The following is a 23875-nucleotide window of genomic DNA, read 5'->3' on the forward strand; positions in this document are numbered from 1 at the left end:
AAGGGCGGCGTCCCCCAGCTGTACCCCAGTCACGAAGACCGAAAGCAGGAATGGCTCTGAACGCGCGCCTCGACCACCGCGACCCCCTCGTGTTCGACACACACGAGCTGGGACGGCGGCCCGGTGCGCTGCAGCGCCTGACCCGCACGGTCGACGCTCCCAAAGACTTCGGTGTCCAGGGAGTCATCGCGGTGCCGGAAGGCGCCCCGGTGGAACTCGATCTCCGGCTCGAGTCGGTCATGGAAGGGGTGCTCGTCACAGGCACCGCCCGTGCCAAGGCCAAGGGGGAGTGCGTAAGGTGTCTGGAGCCGCTCGAGCAGGAGCTCGACGCGGACTTCCAGGAACTGTTCTCGTACCCTGACGCCGACGACCGGGGCCGCCCTGTGGCGGAACCGGGCGACGACGCCGAGGACGACGAGGACAGGTTCTTCGTCGAGGACGGACTGATCGGCCTCGAACCCGTGCTGCGCGACGCGGTGGTGCTCGCACTGCCGATGCAGCCGGTGTGCCGGGAAGACTGCCCGGGTCTGTGCTCCGAGTGCGGAGCACGCCTGGCGGACGATCCGGACCACCACCATGACGCCGTCGACATTCGTTGGGCGGCTTTGCAGGGACTCGCCGGTTCACTCGGAGACGGCGAGAAGGACGAGATGAGCGGCGCCGAACCTGGCGTCGACGAGAAGCAGGAGAAGTAGCCGTGGCTGTTCCGAAGCGGAAGATGTCGCGCAGCAACACGCGCCACCGCCGGTCGCAGTGGAAGGCTGCGGTCCCCACCCTGGTTGCGTGCGAGCGCTGCCACGAGCCCAAGCAGCAGCACATCGCGTGCCCGTCTTGCGGCACTTACAACAAGCGCCAGGTCCTCGAGGTCTGAGCGGCTGGTGAGAGGCACTGTGTCAGTCCCCAAGAAGGCGGATGACGCCAAGGCGGACCCACCCGCCAAGAAGAAGGCGGACAACAACCAGGCCTCGTCCCACACGCTTCTGGAAGGGCGGCTCGGCTACCGGCTCGAGTCCGCCCTTCTGGTGCGTGCACTGACCCACCGTTCCTACGCGTACGAGAACGGCGGTCTGCCGACGAACGAGCGGCTGGAGTTCCTCGGTGACTCCGTCCTCGGCCTCGTCGTCACGGACACGCTGTACCGCACCCACCCCGACCTGCCCGAAGGCCAGCTGGCCAAGCTGCGGGCCGCGGTGGTCAACTCGCGTGCGCTGGCGGAGGTGGGCCGCGGGCTCGAACTCGGCTCCTTCATCCGGCTCGGCCGCGGTGAAGAGGGCACGGGAGGCCGGGACAAGGCATCCATCCTCGCCGACACCCTCGAAGCGGTGATCGGCGCGGTCTATCTCGACCAGGGCCTCGACGCGGCCTCCGAACTGGTGCACCGCCTGTTCGACCCGCTGATCGAGAAGTCCTCCAACCTCGGTGCCGGCCTGGACTGGAAGACCAGCCTCCAGGAGCTCACCGCGACCGAAGGGCTCGGCGTCCCCGAGTACCTGGTCACGGAGACCGGCCCCGACCACGAGAAGACCTTCACTGCTGCCGCCCGCGTCGGAGGCGTCTCGTACGGCACCGGCACCGGCCGCAGCAAGAAGGAGGCGGAGCAGCAGGCCGCGGAATCCGCGTGGCGGTCGATCAAGACCGCGGCGGACGAGCGCGCCAAGGCGACGGCCGACCAGCCTGCCGCCGAAGCCGCCGAGGCCGCCGACGCCTCGTCGGCCTCCGCCTGACCCACCCGTACCAGCGCACGTCCCGAACGCCCGCCCCACTACCGGGGTGGGCGTTCGGGAGGTCCACCGGACCGTCCGAGGGGATGCCATGCCCGAGTTGCCCGAGGTCGAAGTCGTCCGGCGCGGCCTGGAGCGCTGGGTCGCCCACCGCACCGTCGCCGACGCCGAGGTGCTCCACCCGCGCGCGGTACGCCGGCACATCGCCGGCCCCGACGACTTCGCCCACCGTCTGAAGGGCCACCGCGTCGGCACGCCCAGCCGCCGCGGCAAGTACCTGTGGCTGCCCCTGGAGGACACCGGCCAGGCGGTCCTCGCCCACCTCGGCATGAGCGGCCAGCTCCTGGTCCAGCCGCACGAGGCACCCGCCGAGAAGCACCTGCGCGTCCGCGTCCGCTTCACCGACGCCCTCGGCACCGAACTCCGCTTCGTCGACCAGCGCACCTTCGGCGGTCTCTCCCTGCACGAGACCAGCCCCGACGGCCTGCCCGACGTCATCGCGCACATCGCCCGGGACCCGCTCGACCCGCTCTTCGACGACGAGGCCTTCCACCTCGCCCTGCGCCGCAAGCGCACCACCGTCAAACGGGCCCTGCTCGACCAGTCCCTGATCAGCGGCGTCGGCAACATCTACGCCGACGAGGCCCTGTGGCGCTCCTGCCTGCACTACGAACGCCCCACCGCGACCCTCACCCGCCCCCGCACCGCCGAACTCCTCGGCCACGTCCGGGACGTGATGAACGCCGCCCTCGCCGTCGGCGGCACCAGCTTCGACAGTCTCTACGTCAACATCAACGGCGAATCCGGCTACTTCGACCGCTCCCTCGACGCATACGGCCGCGAGGACCTGCCCTGCCGCCGCTGCGCCACACCGATGCGCCGCAGGCCGTGGATGAACCGCTCCAGCTACTTCTGCCCGAAGTGCCAGCGCCCGCCGAGGACCGCTCCCTAGGTGATCGTCCCATCAGGGATCACACCGCAGGCGTCCGGCGCGCGTCGTCGTACCGCTCCCGCGACGCCAGGACCTCGTCCATCCGCCCCTCGAGGCACTGGATGAGCGCGATCAGCCGCCCGGCCACCTCACGCCCCAGCGGCGTGAGCTCGTAGTCCACGCGCGGCGGGTTGGTCGGCTGGGCCTCGCGGTGCACCAGGCCGTCGCGCTCCAGCGCGTGCAGCGTCTGGGCCAGCATCTTCTCGCTGACGCCGTCGACGCGGCGCCGCAGCTCGTTGAAGCGGAAGGACCCCTCGTACAGCGCCCCGAGCGTCAGCGCGCCCCAGCGCCCCGTGACGTGCTCCAGGGTGCCGCGCGAGGGACAGGCCCGGGAGAACACGTCGTACGGCAGGTCCTGCTCCGCCGTGCGCTCCTGCGTGGTCGACATACCGCCAGCGTACGTGGGCCGGCGTCAGTAGCCGAAGTTCTGCGTCCACCACGGCCCGCCGGAGCCGAAGTGGACGCCGACGCCCAGGGTCTGGAAGTCGCAGTTCAGTATGTTGGCGCGGTGGCCGGGGCTGTCCATCCAGGCGTCCATCACGGCCTGGGCGTCGGCCTGGCCGCGGGCTATGTTCTCGCCGCCGAGGGTACTTATGCCGACCGCCTCGGCACGGTCCCAGGGGGTCGCGCCGCTGGGGTCGGTGTGGTCGAAGAAGCCCTGCTCGGCCATGGACCGGCTGAAGTCCTCGGCGAGTCCGGTCAGGGCGCTGTTCGCGGCCAGCGGGCGGCAGCCCACCTTGGCCCGCTCGTCGTTGACCAGCTTGAGCACCTGGGCCTGGGCGACGGCCTGCTCCGAGGCCGCCGCGGGCGCGCTCGGCTTCGCCGGGTCCTTCGTGGCCGGCCGGGAGGGCGTGGGCTTCGGCTTCTCGCCGGGAGTCGTCGACTCCGGCCGCTGGGACTTCGAGGGCGTCTCGGCGAGGGCCTCGGGCTGCGACGCCGGGGCCGAGGGGGAGGTCCTCTCGGACGGGGACTTCTCGGAGGGAGCCTTCGAGGACGGAGCCTTCGAGGACGGGGCCTTCGAAGACGGGCCCTTCGAGGGCGTCCCGTCCGAGGACGGTGCGGAGGACCGGTCGGTGCCGCGGCTCGTGGCGGTGTCGCCGCCCCGGCCCGCCTCGGCGCTGCCGGAGGTGCCGCCCTGTCCGGACGGGGTGTTGGTCGGCACGTCCTGGGCCTGCACCCGGTCGCCCGCGCCGCTGCCGCCGTCGAAGCGGTAGTTGTCGAGGCCGGGCACCGTGCCCGTGGCCACCGCGACCGTGCCGATGGCGACCGCGGCGGAGACGCCGAGGAGGCCGGTGCGGACGGGAGTGACGGCCTTCTTCCGGCGCCGGCGGTGCGCTCCCGGGTGCCGGGTGCCCTCGTCGGGGCTGAATCCGTCGCTCGGGAAGGGGACCGTGCGGCCGGCCCGCGGGCGGCCGCCGTCCCCACCGCCGTCGGCGTCGTCCGGTGCGAACAGGTAGGCGTCGCTCTTCGCGCGGACCTCGGCGTAGGCCTCGGGGTTCAGGTAGGGCGCGATTCCCATCGTGGGGCGGTCGCCCGGCGCGGGCTGCTGCCCGTCCCGTCCCGTCGTACCGTCCGGCTGCCGGCTTCCCGCGGCGCGGCCCGTGGCGGCGCGGCCGGCGGCGGAGCGTCGGTGGCGTCCCATGTTCTGGCCCTTCTCGTCCTCGCGGTCCTGACGCGGGACGTGTCCTCGCGGTCGACGTTCCTCACGATCAACACGGAACTCACACGTTCGAGTGAGTTTCAGGTGAGTTTCATTGGGTGGGGACGGTACCGCATGACGCAAGGGGGTGAAGTGTCCGGCGAGACATTGACTGGTTAGCTTGCACCCATGAGCGAGGATGTACGGCTGGTCGCGTGGGTGCGCGGACAGGTTCAAGGTGTGGGTTTCCGCTGGTTCACGCGGGCCAGGGCGCTGGAGCTCGGCGGGATGAGTGGCTTTGCTCTCAATCTGGCCGACGGGCGGGTCCAGGTCGTAGCGGAGGGCCCGCGCGAGCGCTGCGAGGGGCTGCTCGAATGGCTGCACGGTGACGACACGCCCGGACGCGTGGACGGTGTGACCGAGATCTGGGACACACCCCGAGGCGGTTACGAGGGCTTCGCCATCCGCTGACCCGGTGTCGCGCCGGCGGCCTCCGGTGCCCGGGAAGGGTCTCCCGGGAGGGCGTTCCACGATGGAAACGAGCAGGTGGTTGCCAAGAATGACGTCCTCGTGGCAGGCTCCCCACGCAGGATGATCGCCACGCCCCCAGGGGCCCGCAGGAGTCGCCGCGCCGCCGTTCCCCGGCCGCGCGCCCCCGGGCGCCCGTCGATACGGGGCGTGATCGTGTTGACCGTCAAACTTTTTGGTGAGACGCTGAAAGCCCCGCGCACCTTAGCTGTTTGGCATGGTTGAACGGCAGAAAAACTCCAAAGTGCCAAGCACCGCGGGTGCGATCCCTACACGACCCACACCGCTTCGGTCGGTCACTCATTGTGGAGGACCATCCATCATGGCAAAGGCGCTTCTCGGTTACGTCGGCGGCTCCGACCCGCGACTCCTCGCCGAGATGCGACGGCTCCAGCAGCGCGTCCAGGACCTGGAATCCGAGCTCGGACGGATCCAGGCGGAGAACGACGCGCTGGCGGCTGCCGCTTCTCACGACAGGATCATGGAGAGCATGGAGAGCGTTGACGCACACCAGGCGGAGCCTGCGCTCACCTGATCACCGCCGATCACTGCATCGCTCCACTACGGCACGGCAGTGGTCGGGCTCGCCCGTACCACCGCAGGTGTCAGAGTCTGCAAGGGACGCTTCGGCGTCCCTTCTTTCTTGCCCCCGTCCCAGCGCCTGTGCCGTCCGGCCCCCGCCCGTTCCTGCCCCGCGCATCCTTTCACCCTCTTCAACGTCTGATGTGCCCTGCACGTTCACTCGTGAAACCGCGGCGGTTCACCGGTTCATGGAGTGAGACACCCGCGAAAGGTAGAGTCCGACGGCGTGCACCTGAAGGCCCTGACCCTGCGCGGGTTCAAGTCGTTCGCGTCGGCGACCACGCTCCGGTTCGAGCCCGGCATCACCTGCGTGGTCGGACCGAACGGCTCGGGCAAGTCCAACGTGGTGGACGCGCTCAGCTGGGTCATGGGCGAACAGGGGGCCAAGTCGCTGCGCGGCGGCAAGATGGAGGACGTCATCTTCGCCGGCACCACCGGCCGCCCGCCGCTCGGCCGGGCCGAGGTGTCGCTGACCATCGACAACTCCGACGGGGCCCTGCCCATCGAGTACGCCGAGGTCACCATCACGCGGATCATGTTCCGCAACGGCGGCAGCGAGTACCAGATCAACGGCGACACCTGCCGCCTCCTCGACATCCAGGAACTGCTCTCCGACTCCGGCATCGGCCGCGAGATGCACGTCATCGTCGGCCAGGGCCAGCTCGACTCCGTCCTGCACGCCGACCCGATGGGCCGCCGCGCCTTCATCGAAGAGGCCGCGGGCGTCCTCAAGCACCGCAAGCGCAAGGAGAAGGCGCTCCGCAAGCTCGACGCGATGCGGGCCAACCTCGCCCGCGTGCAGGACCTGACGGACGAGCTGCGCCGCCAGCTGAAACCGCTCGGCCGGCAGGCCGCCGTCGCCCGCCGGGCCGCCGTCATCCAGGCCGACCTGCGGGACGCGCGCCTGCGCCTCCTCGCCGACGACCTCGTACGGCTCCGCGAGGCGCTCGACGCCGAGATCGCCGACGAGGCCGCGCTCAAGGAACGCAAGGAGACCGCCGAGCGGGAGCTGAGCCGGGCACTGCGCCGCGAGGCCGATCTGGAGGACGAGGTCCGCCGGCTCACCCCGCGCCTCCAGCGCGCCCAGCAGACCTGGTACGAGCTGTCCCAGCTCGCCGAACGGGTGCGCGGCACGATCTCCCTCGCCGACGCCCGCGTGAAGAGCGCCACCTCCGCGCCCCCCGAGGAGCGCCGCGGCCGGGACCCGGAGGAACTGGAGCGCGAGGCCGCCCGCGTCCGCGAGCAGGAGGCCGAACTCGAAGCGGCCCTGGAGGCGGCCGAACGCGCCCTGGAGGACACCGTCGCCCACCGCGCCGACCTCGAACGCGAACTGGCCCTGGAGGAGCGCCGTCTCAAGGACGCCGCCCGCGCCATCGCCGACCGCCGAGAGGGACTGGCCCGGCTCAGCGGCCAGGTCGGCGCCGCCCGTTCCCGCGCCGCCTCCGCCCAGGCCGAGATCGAGCGGCTGGCCGAGGCCCGCGACGAGTCCCGGGAACGCGCCGCCGCCGCCCAGGAGGAGTACGAGGCGCTCCGGGCGGAGGTCGACGGACTCGACGCCGACGACCAGGAACTCGCCGAGCGGCACGAGACCGCCAAGCACCGGCTCACCGAGGCGGAGGCCGCCCTCAGCGCCGCCCGCGAGGCGGTCACCGCGGCGGAGCGCGAACGCGCGGCCACGCAGGCCCGCCACGAGGCCCTGGCCCTCGGGCTGCGCCGCAAGGACGGCACCGGCGCGGTGCTCGCGGCCAAGGACCGGCTCGCCGGACTGCTCGGCCCGGCCGCCGGACTCCTCACCGTCACGCCCGGTCACGAGGCCGCCCTGGCCACCGCCTTCGGCGCCGCCGCCGACGCTCTCGCCGTCACCTCCCCGGCGGCCGCCGCCGACGCCATCCGCCTGCTGCGCAAGCAGGACGCCGGCCGGGCCGCCCTGCTGCTCGCCGGCGCCCCCGACGACGTACCCGACGGGCGCCCGGGCGACGGACCGCCGTACGCCGCCGACCTGGTCCGGGGCCCCGACGACCTGATGCCCGCCGTACGGCGGCTGCTGCGCGGGATCGTCGTGGTCGGCACCCTGGAGGACGCCGAGGACCTCGTCTACGCCCACCCGGAGCTGACCGCCGTCACCGCCGAGGGCGACCTGCTGGGCGCGCACTTCGCGCAGGGCGGATCCGCCGGGGCGCCCAGCCTGCTGGAGGTGCAGGCCTCCGTGGACCAGGCCGCGGCCGAGCTGGCCGAGCTGGGCGTGCGGTGCGAGGAGCTGGCCGGGGCGCAGGAGGCGGCAGTCGAACGGCGCCGGGAGTGCGCCGCGCTCGTCGAGGAGCTGGGGGAGCGGCGCCGGGCCGCCGACCGGGAGAAGTCGGCCGTCGCCCAGCAGCTCGGGCGGCTCGCGGGCCAGGCGCGGGGCGCGGCCGGTGAGGCGGAACGGTCCGCCGCGGCGGCCGCGCGGGCCCAGGAGGCGCTGGACAAGGCGCTCATGGAGGTCGAGGAGCTGGCCGAGCGGCTGGCCGTCGCCGAGGAGATGCCGGTCGAGGAGGAACCGGACACCTCCGTGCGCGACCGGCTCGCCGCCGACGGTGCCAACGCCCGCCAGACGGAGATGGAGGCCCGGCTCCAGGCCCGTACCCATGAGGAGCGGGTCAAGGGCCTCGCCGGGCGCGCCGACTCCCTGGACCGCGCGGCCCGCACCGAACGTGAGGCACGCGCGCGTGCCGAACAGCGCAGGGCAAGGCTCCGCCACGAGGCCGCCGTCGCCGAAGCGGTCGCCACCGGAGCCCGGCAGCTGCTCGCGCACGTCGAGGTCTCCCTGACCCGCGCCGACGAGGAGCGCACCGCCGCCGACGCCGCCAAAGCCCGGCGCGAACAGGAGCTGGCCGCCGCGCGCACCGCCGGGCGCGATCTCAAGGCGGAGCTCGACAAGTTGACGGATTCAGTCCACCGGGGCGAGGTACTCGGCGCCGAGAAGCGGCTGCGCATCGAGCAGCTGGAGACCAAGGCGCTGGAGGAACTCGGTGTGGAACCGGAGGGGCTCGCGGCCGAGTACGGCCCCCATCAAGAGGTGCCGCCCTCGCCCCCCGCCGACGGCGAAGAGCTCCCCGCCGACCCGGAACACCCGCGAAACCGTCCCCGGCCCTTCGTCCGCGCCGAGCAGGAGAAGCGTCTGAAGGCCGCCGAGCGCGCCTACCAGCAGCTCGGCAAGGTGAATCCGCTGGCGCTGGAGGAGTTCGCGGCGCTGGAGGAACGGCACCAGTTCCTCAGCGAGCAGCTGGAGGACCTGAAGAAGACCCGCGCCGACCTGCTCCAGGTCGTCAAGGAGGTCGACGAGCGCGTCGAGCAGGTCTTCACCGAGGCCTTCCGGGACACGGCCCGGGAGTTCGAGGGGGTCTTCGGCCGGCTGTTCCCGGGCGGTGAGGGGCGGCTGATCCTGACCGACCCCGACAACATGCTCACCACGGGCGTGGACGTCGAGGCCCGGCCGCCGGGAAAGAAGGTCAAGCGGCTGTCGCTGCTGTCGGGCGGGGAGCGGTCGCTGACGGCGGTGGCGATGCTCGTGTCGATCTTCAAGGCGCGGCCCAGCCCGTTCTACGTCATGGACGAGGTCGAGGCGGCACTCGACGACACCAACCTCCAGCGGCTGATCCGGATCATGCAGGAGCTGCAGGAGGCCTCGCAGCTGATCGTGATCACGCACCAGAAGCGCACGATGGAGGTCGCCGACGCGCTCTACGGCGTGTCCATGCAGGGCGACGGTGTGTCGAAGGTCATCAGCCAGCGGCTGCGCTAGTTCACTGGGGTGCACAGCAGGTGCATAGCTTCAAGTCTTGAACGAGTGACCCTCTATCGCATCTCTAAACTCACACCTCTCGACCTATTGACTTCGAAACTTGAAGGCATAGTCTCTGCAACGTTGCTTTTACCTTCAGGTCCCTTCAGCTTCCTTCTGACGGCACCTCGAAGGCGAACCACCCCGGCAGCGTTGCCGGTAGCCCGAGGAGTACACGTGGCCAGCACATCGCAGGCATCATCAGGAGCCCGGACGGCTCACCCCGACCATCTCGGGCACGTCATCTTCATCGCCGCGGCGGCCGCGATGGGCGGTTTCCTCTTCGGCTACGACAGCTCCGTGATCAACGGTGCGGTCGAGGCCATCCGGGACCGCTACGACGTCGGTTCCGCGGTGCTGGCCCAGGTGATCGCCATCGCCCTGATCGGCTGTGCCATCGGCGCGGCGACCGCGGGCCGCATCGCCGACCGCATCGGCCGCATCCGCTGCATGCAGATCGCGGCGGTCCTCTTCACGGTCAGCGCCGTCGGTTCCGCGCTGCCCTTCGCGCTGTGGGACCTCGCCATGTGGCGCGTCATCGGCGGCTTCGCCATCGGGATGGCCTCGGTGATCGGCCCCGCCTACATCGCCGAGGTCTCCCCGCCCGCCTACCGCGGCCGGCTCGGGTCCTTCCAGCAGGCCGCGATCGTCATCGGCATCGCCGTCTCGCAGCTCGTCAACTGGGGGATCCTCAACGCCGCCGACGGTGACCAGCGCGGTGAGCTGATGGGCCTGGAGGCCTGGCAGGTCATGCTGGGCATCATGGTGATCCCGGCGGTCCTGTACGGCCTGCTCTCCTTCGCCATCCCGGAGTCCCCGCGCTTCCTGATCTCCGTCGGCAAGCACGAGCGCGCGAAGAAGATCCTCGAAGAGGTCGAGGGCAAGGACGTGGACTTCGACGCCCGCGTCGCCGAGATCGAGCACGCCATGCACCGTGAGGAGAAGTCCTCCTTCAAGGACCTGCTCGGCGGCAGCTTCTTCTTCAAGCCGATCGTCTGGATCGGCATCGGCCTGTCGGTCTTCCAGCAGTTCGTCGGCATCAACGTCGCCTTCTACTACTCCGCGACGCTGTGGCAGTCGGTCGGCGTCGACCCGACGCAGTCCTTCTTCTACTCGTTCACGACGTCGATCATCAACATCGTCGGCACCGTGATCGCGATGATCTTCGTGGACCGCATCGGGCGCAAGCCGCTCGCCATCATCGGCTCGGTCGGCATGGTCATCGGCCTCGCGCTGGAGGCCTGGGCCTTCTCCTTCGACCTGGTCGACGGCAAGCTCCCGGCCACGCAGGGCTGGGTCGCCCTGATCGCCGCGCACCTGTTCGTGCTCTTCTTCGCCCTGTCCTGGGGTGTGGTCGTCTGGGTCTTCCTCGGCGAGATGTTCCCGAACAGGCTCCGTGCCGCCGCGCTGGGCGTGGCCGCCGCCGCGCAGTGGATCGCCAACTGGGCCATCACCGCGAGCTTCCCGTCGCTGGCCGAGTGGAACCTCTCCGGCACCTACGTGATCTACACGATCTTCGCCGCGCTCTCCATCCCCTTCGTCCTGAAGTTCGTCAAGGAGACGAAGGGCAAGGCCCTGGAGGAGATGGGCTGACCGCCCGCCCCGAACCCGGGGAGAAGGGCCCAATCCCCGCTGCCCCTCTCCCCGTACCGTCCGCCGCCCCGCCCGGTCACTTCCGGGCGGGGCGGCGGTGTGTGCGCGGCAGGTCACCCGCGCCCGCCGGCCGGCATGGCCGGCTTGTCCCAGCGCGGCGGGGCCGCCACCGGCGAGTGGCGCCGACCGCGGTCGCACGCGGGTGCCTCGGGTTACTCCGGGACCGAGGCGGTCTCCGTGCCTGTCGGGGGCTCCCTGGCGCCGGCTTGGCCGGGCCCCTGGGCGCGGCGGGCGGGGCGTCGAGGGCCCGGCCGTGCGGGGGTCCCTACGGCTCGGGGGGCGTCTCGCGGAACGGGGCGGTGGGTGCCCAGGGGCGCCGAGCCCGCCGTTTCCGATGGTGGGCGTGCCAATGGCCGCTGTCGTGCGCGGGCGCTTCGGGTCACTGCGGGGCCGCGGTCTCCACGCGCGCCGAGGGCTTCGGCGCCGGGTGGCCGGGCCCCCGGGGCCGGGTGAGCGGCCGAGGGGCTCGACCGTGGGGGGCCCTACGGTTCGGGGGCGTCTCGCGGAACGGGGCGGTGGGTGCCCAGGGGCGCCGAGCCCGCCGTTTCCCATGGTGGGCGTGCCAATGGCCGCTGTCGTGCGCGGGTGCTTCGGGTCGCTGCGGGGCCGCGGTCTCCACGCGCGCCGAGGGCTTCGGCGCCGGGTGGCCGGGTCCCCGGGGCCGGGTGAGCGGCCGAGGGGCTCGACCGTGGGGGGCCCTACGGTTCGGGGGCGTCTCGCGGAACGGGGCGGTGGGTGCCCAGGGGCGCCGAGCCCGCCGTTTCCGATGGTGGGCGTGCCAATGGCCGCTGTCGTGCGCGGGTGCTTCGGGTCGCTGCGGGGCCGCGGTCTCCACGCGCGCCGAGGGCTTCGGCGCCGGGTGGCCGGGTCCCCGGGGCCGGGTGAGCGGCCGAGGGGCCCGACCGTGGGGGGACACTGCGGCGGGCGCCCGTCGTCGCCGAGTGCCGCCCGATCCCGTGATGGGACGGCCGGGGCCGTGCGCGCCGAGCGCAAAGCGAACGTCCCCCCTCGCCGGAGGGCGAGAGGGGACGCGGGCCGGACCGGACGCGGTCGGCTCAGACGGACGCGGGCTCCTGCTCCGCCGCCCGCTCGGCCGGCGTCGCCGGGACGACCAGGGCCGGCTTCGGCAGTACCGCGTACAGCAGACCGGAGATCACGACCGTGGCCACCCAGCCCAGCCCGTACTCGCCGACGAAGTTGTTCGTGGCCAGCGGGCCGGTGAACCAGTCGGAGGTGGTGAACATCAGGCCCGCGACGAGACCCACCGCCCAGGCGGCGACGGCGGCGGGGGAGAAGCCGCCCCGGTACCAGTACGCGCTGGTGCGCGTGGTGTCCGCCATAGCCGCGCCGTCGTACTCCCGACCGCGCAGCATGTCCGCGCCGAAGACGCCGACCCAGGCCGAGAAGGCGACCGCGAGCAGCGACAGGAAGGCGATGAAGGAGCCCATGAAGCTGGTCGCCACCAGCATCAGCACGCCGCCGAAGATCAGCGAGATGACCGCGTTGACCGAGACCGCCCAGTGGCGCGGGATCTTGAAGCCCAGGGTCTGCGCGGTGAAACCGGCCGAGTACATGGACATCGAGTTGATCAGCAGCATGCCGATCAGCGCGATCAGCAGGTACGGCACCGCGATCCAGGTGGGCAGGATCTCACCGAGGAAGGACACCGGGTCGGCGGCCGAGGCCAGGTCCGGCGTGGAGACGGCCATGATCATGCCCATCAGGACCATGGGCAGTACGACGATGCCCGCGCCGCCGACCGTGACGCCCACGATCCCCTTCGAGGAGGCCGTGCGCGGCAGGTACCGGGTGAAGTCCGGGGCGGACGGGATCCAGCTCACGCCGCCGGCCGCGATCAGGCCGACGCCCGTGATCATCGCGGCCACCGAACCGGCGGACCGGTCGAAGACCGCGGACCAGTCGGTGTCGACGACCAGGTAGCCCAGCACCAGCACCGAGAAGGCGCCGAAGAGGTACGTCGCGTACTTGTTGCACTTCTGTACGGCGTTGATGCCCAGCCCGGAGATCGCGAACGTCGCCACCACGAAGGCGAGCAGCGTCACCATGTCCAGCACGCTGTTGGCCTTGATGCCGAACACGATGTCCAGCACGGTGAGCAGCGCGTACGCGCCGGTTACCGCGTTGATCGTCTCCCAGCCCCAGCGGGCGATCCAGATCAGCGAACCGGGCAGCAGGTTGCCCCGCTGGCCGAACACCGCGCGGGAGAGCGCCATGCCGGGCGCGCCACCGCGCTTGCCGGCGATGCCGATCAGCCCGACCAGGCCGTACGACACGACCGGGGCGGCGGCCGCGACGACCAGGGCCTGCCAGAAGTTGAGCTGGTACGCCACGACGAGGCTCGCGCCCATCGTGAGCAGCAGCACGCTGATGTTGGCGCCGACCCAGGTCGGGAAGAGCTCGCGGGTGCGGGCGGTGCGCTCGTGGTCGGGCACCTGCTCGATGCCGCGGGTTTCGAGTGCGCCTTCGGTCTCGGCGGTCTTGCTCATGTGGGGGGTCCGTGCCTCGATCGTGTGAGAAGAGGAGTCGGTCGGGACTCTACGCGCGTTGACGTGGCCTCTACCATCGTACTTTGATCCGACTCCTTCCTTCCAGTGCCCTTTGTCCTTTGTGGAAAGCCACAAACAGACGGTCCTCGGGGTCCATGGCTGATACTGGACGGGTTATGGAAATCGTCATCCTTGCTGTAGTCATCGCCGTGGTCGTGATCGGCGCGCTCGGCGGGCTGATCGTGGGCAGCCGCCGCAAGAAGCAGCTGCCTCCGCCGCCCCCGTCCGCGCCCGACATCACCGCCCCTCCGACCGAGCCGCACGTCGGCGAAGAGGCCGAGACACCGCGCGACGAAGCGCGCCGGACGATAGAGGAGGTCGACCTCCCGGACGGCGGCACCGCCACCGTCGAGGAGCCGCCCGTCGTCGAAGAGCTCGAGGTTCCTCAGCTCGAGGTTCCCGAGCCCACCGCCGGTCGTCTGGTCCGGCTCCGTGCCCGCCTCTCCCGCTCGCAGAACGCCCTCGGCAAGGGCCTGCTCACCCTGCTCTCACGGGAGCACCTCGACGACGACACCTGGGAGGAGATCGAGGACACGCTGCTCACCGCCGACGTCGGGGTGCAGCCCACGCAGGAGCTGGTCGAGCGGCTGCGCGAGCGGGTGAAGGTGCTCGGCACCCGCACTCCCGAGGAGTTGCGCGGCCTGCTGCGCGAGGAGCTGATCAACCTGGTCGGCCCCGACATGGACCGCGAGGTCAAGACCGAGCCGCCGAACAGCAAGCCCGGCATCGTCATGGTCGTCGGGGTCAACGGCACCGGCAAGACCACCACCACCGGCAAGCTCGCCCGCGTCCTGGTCGCCGACGGCCGCAGCGTCGTCCTCGGTGCCGCCGACACCTTCCGTGCCGCCGCCGCCGACCAGCTCCAGACCTGGGGCGAGCGGGTCGGCGCCCACACCGTGCGCGGCCCGGAGGCCGGCGACCCGGCCTCCGTCGCTTTCGACGCGGTCAAGGAGGGCAAGGAGCTCGGCTCGGACGTCGTGCTCATCGACACCGCCGGCCGCCTGCACACCAAGACCGGCCTCATGGACGAGCTGGGCAAGGTCAAGCGGGTCGTGGAGAAGCACGCGCCGCTGGACGAGGTGCTGCTCGTGCTCGACGCCACCACCGGCCAGAACGGCCTGATCCAGGCCCGCGTCTTCGCCGAGGTCGTCGACATCACCGGCATCGTGCTGACCAAGCTGGACGGCACGGCCAAGGGCGGCATCGTCGTCGCGGTGCAGCGCGAGCTGGGCGTGCCGGTCAAGCTGATCGGGCTCGGCGAGGGCGCGGACGACCTGGCGCCGTTCGAGCCGGCGGCCTTCGTGGATGCCCTCATCGGCGAGTGACGCCGCCGCGGCACCACGAGCGAAAGCGCCCGCTCCCGGGTCTCGGCCGGGGACGGGCGCTTCGTCGTGTGCGGAAGGGATGTCCTGCCACGGAGGCTCGCGGACGGTCGGGGCGCACCGTGTCCTGGCGGACTCCTCCGGCGGGCCGCTTGGGGTGGCCGGCCGTGATCGAGCGCTCAGCCGCAGCGGACCTGGGCCGGCGGCGGCCCTACACCCGCGACCGATGGGCGACGTACGCCAGCGTCCCCAGCAGCAGCCGGGCCGCCGGTGGCTTCGTCGCCGAGTCGAGGGCCGGTGGGCGCAGCCAGCGCACCGGGCCCAGGCCGCCGCGGTCGGAGGGCGGGGCCGTGACGTACGTACCGGGGCCGAGGCCGCGCAGGTCCAGGGCCAAGGGGTCGTCCCAGCCCATGCGGTAGAGCAGCCGGTGCAACTCGGCGGCGGAGCCCGGGGCGACGAAGAAGTGGGCGCGGCCCTGCGGGGTCGCCGTGACCGGCCCGAGCGGCAGACCCATGCGCTCCAGCCGGGCCAGCGCCCGCACCCCGGCGGCCTCGGCCACCTCGATCACGTCGAACCGCCGTCCGACCGGCAGCATCAGCGCGGCGCCCGGGAACTGGGCCCAGGCCTCGCTCGCCTCGTCCAGGGTGGCCCCGGCGGGCACCTGGGGCGCGAAGTCCAGCGGGTGCGCGCCCGGCGCCGGGCAGTCGCGCCGCCCGCAGGAGCAGGCGCCGGCGGCGGCCCGGGCCCCCGGCACCACGTCCCAGCCCCACAGTCCGGTGAACTCGGCCACCGCGGTGCACTCCGTCGCGCGAGCGCGGCGGCGCGTGCCGGACCGGATGTCGCGCATGCCCCGGGTGCCGCCGATGCCGATCGTGAAGCCCATGCCCCCTCCAACGGGTCCGACCCGACGCGGTTACGCAGCGGACGCGAAACGTGACTCTCTGCTTCCAACTCCCCAGTGTGGCGCGGTTCAGACAGCGTCCTGATGCACTCCGGGTCGCGTGCGGGCCCACGCACGCCCCGGTGTGCACCGTTGCACCGACTCCCGGTTGGCCTATGTCAAGTGAATCGCGTGCAGGCCGTCGCCAGTTCATTCGAAGGGGTGGCGAATGGTGGCGATTCCGCAATCGCCATGGCTGGACGGGTGATCGTAGGATTACTTTGTGTGCATGAAGCCGTTGGGCACATGCACTTGTGGGTATGCCGGAGGCAACTCGGCTTTCCGTTCGAAGGGCGGCAACCGCCGGACGGAGGGCCCCGGCCACCGGCATTCTGATAGGGCTTGGCGCACTCGGCGACAGGTGGTTCCAGGGATGGGGGCGTTCCAGTGAGCGGCAACGGCGGAAGCGGTACGAGCGCGGGAAGCGCCTCGCACGCTGACAAGCGCCCCAATGAGCTGCTCACCTCCTGGTTCGCCCGCAGCGGCTGGTCCAAGGGCGAGCTGGCCCGCCAGGTCAACCGCCGGGCCCGCCAGCTGGGCGCCAGCCACATCTCCACGGACACCTCGCGCGTGCGCCGCTGGCTCGACGGTGAGAATCCGCGCGAGCCGATCCCGCGCATCCTCTCCGAGCTGTTCTCCGAACGCTTCGGTGTCGTCGTCTCCGTCGAGGACCTGGGCCTGCGCACCTCCCGCCCGGCTCCCTCGGCGACCGGCGTCGACCTGCCCTGGACGGGCCCGCAGACCGTGGCCCTGCTCAGCGAGTTCTCGCGCAGCGACCTGATGCTGGCGCGGCGCGGCTTCCTCGGGAGCTCGCTGGCCCTCTCCGCGGGCCCGTCCCTCATCGAGCCCATGCAGCGCTGGCTCGTGCCCTCGCCCCCGGCCGCCGGCGCCGCGCGCGAGTCCGCACCGGGCTCACGCGCGCGCGGGCGCCTGTCCAGGCCGGAGCTGGACCTGCTGGAGTCCACCGCGGTGATGTTCCGCCGCTGGGACGCCCAGTGCGGCGGCGGCCTGCGCCGCAAGGCGGTCGTCGGACAGCTGCACGAGGTGACCGACCTCCTCCAGGAACCGCAGGGCGAGGCCACCCGCGCCAAGCTGTTCAAGGTTGCCGCCGAACTCGCCGAGCTGGCCGGCTGGATGTCGTACGACGTGGGGCTCCAGCCCACCGCGCAGAAGTACTTCGTCCTCGCCCTGCACGCCGCCAAGGAAGCCGGCGACCGGCCGCTCGGCTCGTACATCCTCTCCAGCATGAGCCGCCAGATGATCCACCTCGGCCGGCCCGACGACGCCCTGGAGCTGATCCACCTCGCGCAGTACGGCAGCCGGGACTGCGCCAGCCCCCGCACCCAGTCGATGCTGTACGCGATGGAGGCCCGCGCCTACGCCAACATGGGCCAGCCCGGCCGCTGCAAGCGCGCGGTGCGGATGGCGGAGGACACCTTCGCCGAGGCCGACGAGTGGGACGAGCCGGACCCCGACTGGATCCGCTTCTTCTCCGAGGCCGAGCTCTACGGCGAGAACAGCCACTCCTTCCGCGACCTAGCCTACGTCGCCGGCCGCAGCCCCACCTACGCCTCCCTGGCCGAGCCGCTGATGCGCCGCGCGGTCGAGCTGTTCGCCGAGGACGAGGAACACCAGCGCTCCTACGCGCTGAACCTGATCGGCATGGCCACCGTGCACCTGCTGCGCCGCGAGCCCGAGCAGAGCACCGGACTGGCCGTCGAGGCCATGGGCATCGCCAAGAAGGTCCGCTCCGAACGCGTCAACACCCGCATCCGCAAGACCGTCGACACGGCCGTACGCGATTTCGGCGACCTCGGCGAGGTCATCGACCTGACCGAACGGCTCGCGGTCGAGTTGCCGGAGACCGCCGAAGCGGTCTGAAACCCACCAGCCCCGGCCGCGGCCGGCCCTCCCGAACTGCCCGACTCGGCTCCCCCATGCCAGGTCATTCGGAGGCCGCCGCGGCCGGCTCACGTCCGCGGCCGGGACGTCGCGCCACGACAACGACCGCCCGGCCCCGCATCCCGCAGTTCACCGACGCGTAACACGCACAGCGCCTTCGTCACGGCGGCGAAACAACGAGGGGCACCCACCGAAACCGCGCTGCGCCAATCTCTTGGCGCATAACCGGCCCACCCCTCACAGCCCGCCCGCCAGGCTTCGCCCGCACGGGGCCGTACCAACGACGAGGAGACGCCGATGGCTCCAGCCATCACGCTCGCCGCAGAGACGGAGCTCTCTGCCGCCAACACGGGCTTCATGCTCATCTGCTCCGCCCTGGTGATGCTCATGACGCCGGCCCTGGCCTTCTTCTACGGGGGCATGGTCCGCGTCAAAAGCACCCTGAACATGCTGATGATGAGCTTCATCAGCCTCGGCATCGTCACCGTCCTGTGGGTGCTCTACGGCTTCTCCATGGCGTTCGGCACCGACACCGGCAGCATCGTCGGCTGGAACTCCGACTGGGTGGGCCTGAGCGACATCGGCCTGACCGAGCTGTGGGACGGCTACACCATCCCCGTCTTCGTCTTCCTGGTCTTCCAGCTGATGTTCGCCGTCCTCACCCCCGCCCTGATCAGCGGCGCCCTCGCGGACCGGGTGAAGTTCACGGCCTGGGCGCTGTTCGTCGCCCTGTGGGCCACGATCGTCTACTTCCCGGTCGCCCACTGGGTGTGGGGCGCCGGCGGCTGGGCCTTCGAACTGGGCGTCATCGACTTCGCCGGCGGTACGGCCGTGCACATCAACGCCGGTGCCGCCGCGCTCGGCGTGATCCTCGTCATCGGCAAGCGGGTCGGCTTCAAGAAGGACCCGATGCGTCCGCACAGCCTGCCGCTGGTCATGCTCGGCGCCGGTCTGCTGTGGTTCGGCTGGTTCGGCTTCAACGCCGGCTCCTGGCTCGGCAACGACGACGGCGTCGGCGCGCTGATGTTCGTCAACACGCAGGTCGCCACCGGTGCGGCCGTCCTCGGCTGGCTCGCCTACGAGAAGATCCGGCACGGCGCCTTCACCACGCTCGGCGCCGCCTCCGGCGCCGTCTCCGGCCTGGTCGCCATCACCCCGGCGGGCGGCGCGGTCTCCCCGCTCGGCGCCATCGCCGTCGGCATCATCGCCGGCGTGCTCTGCGCCATGGCCGTCGGCCTGAAGTACAAGTTCGGCTACGACGACTCCCTCGACGTCGTCGGCGTCCACCTCGTCGGCGGCATCCTCGGTTCCCTCCTCGTCGGCTTCTTCGCCACCGGCAAGGGCCAGTCCGACGTCGCGGGCCTCTTCTACGGCGGCGGACTGGACCAGTTCTGGAAGCAGTGCGCCGGAGTCTTCGGCGTCCTCGCCTACTCCCTGGTCGTCTCCGCGATCCTCGCCCTGATCCTGCACAGGACGATCGGCATGCGGGTCCCCGAGGACGACGAGGTGGCCGGCATCGACCAGGCCGAGCACGCCGAGACCGCGTACGACTTCAGCGGCGCCGGGGGCGGTGCCGCCCGGACGACCGCACTCCCGGCCGCTCCCGCGACCGCGGCCCGGGCCGACAGCAAGCAGGCCGACAGCAAGAAGGTGGACGTATGAAGCTCATCACCGCCGTGGTCAAGCCGCACCGGCTCGACGAGATCAAGGAGGCCCTCCAGGCCTTCGGGGTGCACGGACTGACCGTGACGGAGGCCAGCGGCTACGGACGGCAGCGCGGCCACACCGAGGTCTACCGCGGTGCCGAGTACACCGTCGACCTGGTGCCCAAGATCCGTATCGAGGTGCTGGCCGAGGACGACGACGCCGAACAGCTCATCGAAGTCGTCGTCAAGGCGGCCCGCACCGGCAAGATCGGTGACGGAAAGGTCTGGTCGGTCCCCGTCGACACGGCCGTACGGGTCCGGACCGGCGAGCGCGGCCCGGACGCCCTCTGAGGCGCGACGAACGGAACAGGAGCCGCCGGGTGACGAGTACGGACGTGACGAACGAAGCAGAGGACTCCGGACCCGGCGGTTACGCGGCGGCCCGGCTGCGCCTCCTCACCGAGGGGGCGCGGTCCGGGCCGCCGCGCCGTGCCGCCCTCGCCGAACTGACCGACGCGTGGCTGGCCGGCCTCTTCGCCGCGGGGGCCGGGGGAGTGAAGGGGGTCTCGCTCGTCGCCGTCGGCGGGTACGGGCGGGGTGAGCTCTCCCCGCGCAGCGACCTGGACCTGCTCCTGCTGCACGACGGCGGTGACGACACGGCGGTCGCCGCCCTCGCCGACCGCCTCTGGTACCCCGTCTGGGACCTCGGCCTCGCCCTCGACCACTCCGTACGCACGCCCGCTCAGGCCCGGAAGACGGCGGGCGAGGACCTCAAGGTCCACCTCGGCCTGCTGGACGCCCGCCACCTCGCCGGCGACCTCGGACTGACCGCCGCACTGCGCACCACCGTCCTCGCCGACTGGCGCAACCAGGCCCCCCAACGCCTCCCCGAGCTGCGCGACCTCTGCGCCGACCGCGCCGAACGCCAGGGCGAACTGCGGTTCCTGCTCGAACCCGACCTCAAGGAGGCACGCGGCGGCCTGCGCGACGCCACCGCCCTGCGCGCCGTCGCCGCCTCCTGGCTGGCCGACGCACCGCGCGAGGGCCTCGCCGACGCCCGGCGCCGCCTGCTCGACGTACGGGACGCGCTGCACCTGGCGACGGGCCGGGCCACCGACCGGCTGGCGCTGCAGGAGCAGGACCAGGTGGCCGCCGAACTGGGTCTGCTGGACGCCGACGCGCTGCTGCGGCAGGTGTACGAGGCGGCCCGCGTCATCTCCTACGCCGGGGACGTCACCTGGCGCGAGGTGGGGCGCGTACTGCGGGCACGCTCCGTACGGCCGAGGCTGCGCACCCTGCTGGGCGGCGGCAAACCCGTCCCCGAGCGCTCCCCGCTCGCCGAGGGTGTCGTCGAGCAGGACGGCGAGGTGGTGCTCGCCCGCACCGCGCGCCCCGAACGCGACCCCGTGCTCCCGCTGCGCGCCGCTGCCGCCGCCGCACAGGCCGGGCTCCCGCTCTCCCTGCACGCCGTACGGCGCCTCGCCGCCACCGCGGGCCCGCTGCCCACGCCCTGGCCCGCCGAAGCGCGGGAGCAGCTGGTGACGCTGCTGGGATCGGGCGGGCCCATGGTGCAGGTCTGGGAGGCGCTGGAGGCCGAAGGGCTGGTCACCCGGCTGCTGCCCGACTGGGAGCGGGTGCGCTGCCGCCCGCAGCGCAACGCCGTGCACGTGTGGACCGTCGACCGGCACCTCGTCGAGACAGCCGTCCGCGCCTCCGGCTTCGCCCGCCGGGTCCACCGGCCCGACCTGCTCCTGGTCGCCGCGCTGCTGCACGACATCGGCAAGGGCTGGCCCGGGGACCACTCGGTGGCCGGGGAGACCATCGCCCGGGACGTGGCGGCCCGCATCGGCTTCGACCGCGCCGACGCGGCCGTCCTGGCCACCCTCGTACGCCACCACCTGCTGCTCGTCGAGACGGCCACCCGGCGCGACCTCGACGACCCGGCCACCGTCCGCACGGTCGCCGAGGCGGTCGGCACGGAGGGCACCCTGGAACTGCTGCACGCCCTGACCGAGGCGGACGCGCTCGCCACCGGACCCGCGGCCTGGTCGTCCTGGCGCGCCTCCCTCGTCGCCGACCTGGTCAAGCGCGTCTCGGCGGTCCTGGCCGGGGACCCGCCGGCGGAGCCCGAGGCGGGCGCGCCCACCGCCGAGCAGGAACGGCTCGCCGTCGAGGCGTTCCGCACGGGCGGGCCGGTGCTCGCGCTGCGGGCGCAGACGGAGCCCCCGGGCGGTGCGGCGCCGCGTGCCGACCCGGAGCCGCTCGGTGTGGAGCTGCTGCTCGCCGTGCCCGACCAGCCGGGCGTGCTCCCCGCGGTCGCCGGGGTCCTGGCCCTGCACCGGCTCACCGTCCGCACCGCCGAGCTGCGGTCCCTGCCGCTGCCGGACGGCGTGGACGGCTCCGTGCTGCTGCTGGACTGGCGGGTCGCCGCCGAGTACGGCTCGCTGCCGCAGGCCACCCGGCTGCGGGCCGACCTGGTCCGGGCCCTGGACGGCAGCCTTGACACCGCCGCGCGGCTCGCCGAGCGCGACGCCGCCTACCCGCGCCGCCGGGGCGCGGCGCCGCCCCCGCCCCGGGTGACGGTCGCCCCGGCCGCGTCCCGGCTGGCCACGGTGATCGAGGTCCGGGCGCAGGACGCGCCCGGCCTGCTGTTCCGGCTCGGGCGGGCGCTGGAGGGGGCGGGGGTGCGGGTACGCAGTGCGCATGTCAGCACGCTGGGGGCGAACGCGGTGGACGCCTTCTATGTGACCGGGGGCGAGGGGGCACCGTTGCTGGGGGAGGAGGCGGCGGCCGTGGCCAGGGAACTGGAGGAGTTGCTGCGGGCGTGACCATATGGTCGGCTCGTGCGTTTGGATGTGCCCCCCGCCCCTGCGGGGATCCGTCCCTGTCCGCTCTCTGCAGCGGGCAGGGACGATTTGCTTGCCGGGCCGGATACCCTGGAGGGCGACCCACACCAACGCCGACGCGAGGACCTACGCCGCCGTGTTCGATACTCTCTCCGACCGCCTGTCAGCCACCTTCAAATCCCTCCGGGGCAAAGGACGGCTGACCGAGGCGGACATCGACGCCACGGCCCGCGAGATCCGCATCGCGCTCCTCGAGGCCGACGTCGCCCTGCCCGTCGTCCGTGCCTTCATCAAGAAGGTCAAGGAGCGTTCCCTGGGCGCCGAGGTCTCCAAGGCGCTCAATCCGGCCCAGCAGGTCCTCAAGATCGTCAACGAGGAGCTGGTGGGCATCCTCGGCGGCGAGACCCGCCGCCTGCGCTTCGCCAAGCAGCCGCCGACCGTGATCATGCTGGCCGGTCTCCAGGGCGCCGGTAAGACCACCCTCGCGGGCAAGCTGGGCCGGTGGCTCAAGGAGCAGGGCCACTCGCCGCTGCTGGTCGCCTGCGACCTCCAGCGCCCCAACGCCGTCAACCAGCTGAGCGTCGTCGCCGAGCGCGCCGGCGTCGCGGTCTACGCGCCCGAGCCGGGCAACGGCGTGGGCGACCCGGTCAAGGTCGCCAAGGACTCCATCGAGTTCGCCAAGTCCAAGGTCCACGACCTGGTCATCGTCGACACCGCCGGCCGCCTGGGCATCGACCAGGAGCTGATGCAGCAGGCCGCGGACATCCGCGACGCGGTCAGCCCCGACGAGATCCTCTTCGTCGTCGACGCGATGATCGGTCAGGACGCGGTCAACACCGCCGAGGCCTTCCGCGACGGCGTCGGCTTCGACGGCGTGGTGCTGTCCAAGCTCGACGGTGACGCCCGCGGTGGTGCGGCCCTGTCGATCGCCTCGGTGACCGGCAAGCCGATCATGTTCGCGTCCAACGGCGAGAAGCTCACGGACTTCGACGCCTTCCACCCTGACCGGATGGCCTCCCGCATCCTCGACATGGGTGACCTGCTCACCCTGATCGAGCAGGCGGAGAAGACGTTCAGCCAGGAAGAGGCCGAGAAGATGGCCTCCAAGCTGGCGTCCAAGAAGGGCCAGGACTTCACCCTGGACGACTTCCTGGCCCAGATGGAGCAGGTCCGGAAAATGGGCAGCATCAGCAAGCTGCTCGGCATGCTGCCCGGCATGGGCCAGATGAAGGACCAGATCAACAACCTCGACGAGCGCGACGTCGACCGCACGGCCGCCATCATCAAGTCGATGACCCCGGCCGAGCGCCAGGAGCCCACGATCATCAACGGCTCGCGCCGCGCCCGTATCGCCAAGGGTTCCGGTGTCGACGTCAGCGCGGTCAAGTCGCTTGTCGAGCGGTTCTTCGAGGCCCGCAAGATGATGTCCCGCATGGCCCAGGGCGGCGGCATGCCCGGTATGCCGGGGATGCCCGGCATGGGTGGCGGCCCCGGTCGGCAGAAGAAGCAGCAGAAGAAGGCCAAGGGCAAGCAGCGCTCCGGAAACCCGATGAAGCGCAAGCAGCAGGAGCAGGAGGAGGCCGCCCGCCGCGCCGCCGCCGCGCAGGGCGGGGGTGCGTTCGGCCTGCCGCAGCAGGGTGGCAAGGACTTCGAGCTCCCGGACGAGTTCAAGAAGTTCATGGGCTGACGCCCTCGTCCGTACGTCCCTGGGGGCGCCC

18 protein-coding genes are annotated in these 23875 nt (G+C 72.0%); 14 read left to right on the forward strand and 4 right to left on the reverse strand.

All coding sequences use genetic code 11. The features are described from left to right. Positions 1 to 50 precede the first annotated feature (50 nt). The 4 genes from M6G08_RS15930 (at position 51) to mutM (ending at position 2673) form a co-directional block, all read left to right on the forward strand. On the forward strand, positions 51 to 695 hold the full coding sequence (locus M6G08_RS15930) for a YceD family protein (RefSeq protein WP_272587824.1): 645 nt from the start codon (positions 51 to 53) through the stop codon (positions 693 to 695). Positions 696 to 697: 2 nt separating this feature from the next. Further along, positions 698 to 871 (forward strand): 50S ribosomal protein L32, encoded by a 174-nt coding sequence (rpmF, locus tag M6G08_RS15935; protein WP_003951102.1) that lies wholly within the window; start codon positions 698 to 700, stop codon positions 869 to 871. A gap of 7 nt (positions 872 to 878) precedes the next feature. Further along, positions 879 to 1724, forward strand: a complete 846-nt coding sequence (gene rnc, locus M6G08_RS15940) for a ribonuclease III (RefSeq protein ID WP_272587825.1) — start codon at positions 879 to 881, stop codon at positions 1722 to 1724. Positions 1725 to 1812: 88 nt separating this feature from the next. Next, on the forward strand, positions 1813 to 2673 hold the full coding sequence (gene mutM / locus M6G08_RS15945) for a bifunctional DNA-formamidopyrimidine glycosylase/DNA-(apurinic or apyrimidinic site) lyase (protein ID WP_272587826.1): 861 nt from the start codon (positions 1813 to 1815) through the stop codon (positions 2671 to 2673). Between the two features lie 19 nt (positions 2674 to 2692). Here the strand turns inward: mutM and M6G08_RS15950 are convergent, their stop codons facing one another. Both M6G08_RS15950 and M6G08_RS15955 read right to left on the reverse strand, forming a co-directional pair. Next, complete coding sequence (locus M6G08_RS15950; protein ID WP_272587827.1) at positions 2693 to 3100, reverse strand: winged helix-turn-helix transcriptional regulator; 408 nt, start codon at positions 3098 to 3100, stop codon at positions 2693 to 2695. Positions 3101 to 3124: 24 nt separating this feature from the next. Further along, positions 3125 to 4354 (reverse strand): CAP domain-containing protein, encoded by a 1230-nt coding sequence (locus M6G08_RS15955; RefSeq protein ID WP_272587829.1) that lies wholly within the window; start codon positions 4352 to 4354, stop codon positions 3125 to 3127. A 186-nt stretch (positions 4355 to 4540) separates the two neighbouring features. Between M6G08_RS15955 and M6G08_RS15960 the strand changes: the two genes are divergently transcribed. The 4 genes from M6G08_RS15960 to M6G08_RS15975 all read left to right on the forward strand — a co-directional run bounded on the left by M6G08_RS15960 (position 4541) and on the right by M6G08_RS15975 (position 10874). Further along, a complete protein-coding gene (locus tag M6G08_RS15960; protein ID WP_073731596.1) occupies positions 4541 to 4822 on the forward strand; it encodes an acylphosphatase in 282 nt (93 codons plus the stop codon). Between the two features lie 379 nt (positions 4823 to 5201). Further along, on the forward strand, positions 5202 to 5414 hold the full coding sequence (locus tag M6G08_RS15965) for a hypothetical protein (protein ID WP_003973418.1): 213 nt from the start codon (positions 5202 to 5204) through the stop codon (positions 5412 to 5414). Positions 5415 to 5687: 273 nt separating this feature from the next. Then, entirely contained in the window at positions 5688 to 9242 is a 3555-nt protein-coding gene (smc, locus tag M6G08_RS15970) for a chromosome segregation protein SMC (RefSeq protein ID WP_272587830.1), read from the forward strand. A gap of 216 nt (positions 9243 to 9458) precedes the next feature. Then, positions 9459 to 10874, forward strand: coding sequence for a sugar porter family MFS transporter (locus M6G08_RS15975; RefSeq protein ID WP_272587831.1), 1416 nt, complete (start codon positions 9459 to 9461; stop codon positions 10872 to 10874). Positions 10875 to 11989: 1115 nt separating this feature from the next. Here the strand turns inward: M6G08_RS15975 and M6G08_RS15980 are convergent. Continuing rightward, a complete protein-coding gene (locus M6G08_RS15980; RefSeq protein WP_272587832.1) occupies positions 11990 to 13441 on the reverse strand; it encodes a cytosine permease in 1452 nt (483 codons plus the stop codon). Between the two features lie 176 nt (positions 13442 to 13617). Here M6G08_RS15980 and ftsY point away from each other — a divergent pair, with 176 nt between their 5' ends. Beyond that, a complete protein-coding gene (gene ftsY / locus M6G08_RS15985; protein ID WP_272587833.1) occupies positions 13618 to 14826 on the forward strand; it encodes a signal recognition particle-docking protein FtsY in 1209 nt (402 codons plus the stop codon). A gap of 208 nt (positions 14827 to 15034) precedes the next feature. Here ftsY and M6G08_RS15990 read toward each other — a convergent pair whose 3' ends face one another. Further along, complete coding sequence (locus tag M6G08_RS15990; RefSeq protein ID WP_272587834.1) at positions 15035 to 15706, reverse strand: bifunctional DNA primase/polymerase; 672 nt, start codon at positions 15704 to 15706, stop codon at positions 15035 to 15037. A 444-nt stretch (positions 15707 to 16150) separates the two neighbouring features. On the opposite strand from M6G08_RS15990, the gene nsdA reads away from it, so the two are divergent. The 5 genes from nsdA (at position 16151) to ffh (ending at position 23844) form a co-directional block, all read left to right on the forward strand. Next, complete coding sequence (gene nsdA / locus M6G08_RS15995; protein WP_272587835.1) at positions 16151 to 17644, forward strand: transcriptional repressor NsdA; 1494 nt, start codon at positions 16151 to 16153, stop codon at positions 17642 to 17644. Between the two features lie 318 nt (positions 17645 to 17962). After that, entirely contained in the window at positions 17963 to 19327 is a 1365-nt protein-coding gene (locus tag M6G08_RS16000; RefSeq protein ID WP_272587836.1) for an ammonium transporter, read from the forward strand. Next, positions 19324 to 19662 (forward strand): P-II family nitrogen regulator, encoded by a 339-nt coding sequence (locus tag M6G08_RS16005; protein WP_006346309.1) that lies wholly within the window; start codon positions 19324 to 19326, stop codon positions 19660 to 19662. The genes M6G08_RS16000 and M6G08_RS16005 overlap by 4 nt, the downstream gene beginning before the upstream one ends. Positions 19663 to 19691: 29 nt before the next feature. Continuing rightward, on the forward strand, positions 19692 to 22139 hold the full coding sequence (locus M6G08_RS16010; protein WP_272587837.1) for a [protein-PII] uridylyltransferase: 2448 nt from the start codon (positions 19692 to 19694) through the stop codon (positions 22137 to 22139). 154 nt (positions 22140 to 22293) lie between these two features. Then, positions 22294 to 23844 (forward strand): signal recognition particle protein, encoded by a 1551-nt coding sequence (gene ffh, locus M6G08_RS16015; RefSeq protein WP_272587838.1) that lies wholly within the window; start codon positions 22294 to 22296, stop codon positions 23842 to 23844. Positions 23845 to 23875: the final 31 nt, after the last annotated feature.

This window comes from Streptomyces sp. M92, assembly GCF_028473745.1.
Lineage (GTDB): Bacteria > Actinomycetota > Actinomycetes > Streptomycetales > Streptomycetaceae > Streptomyces.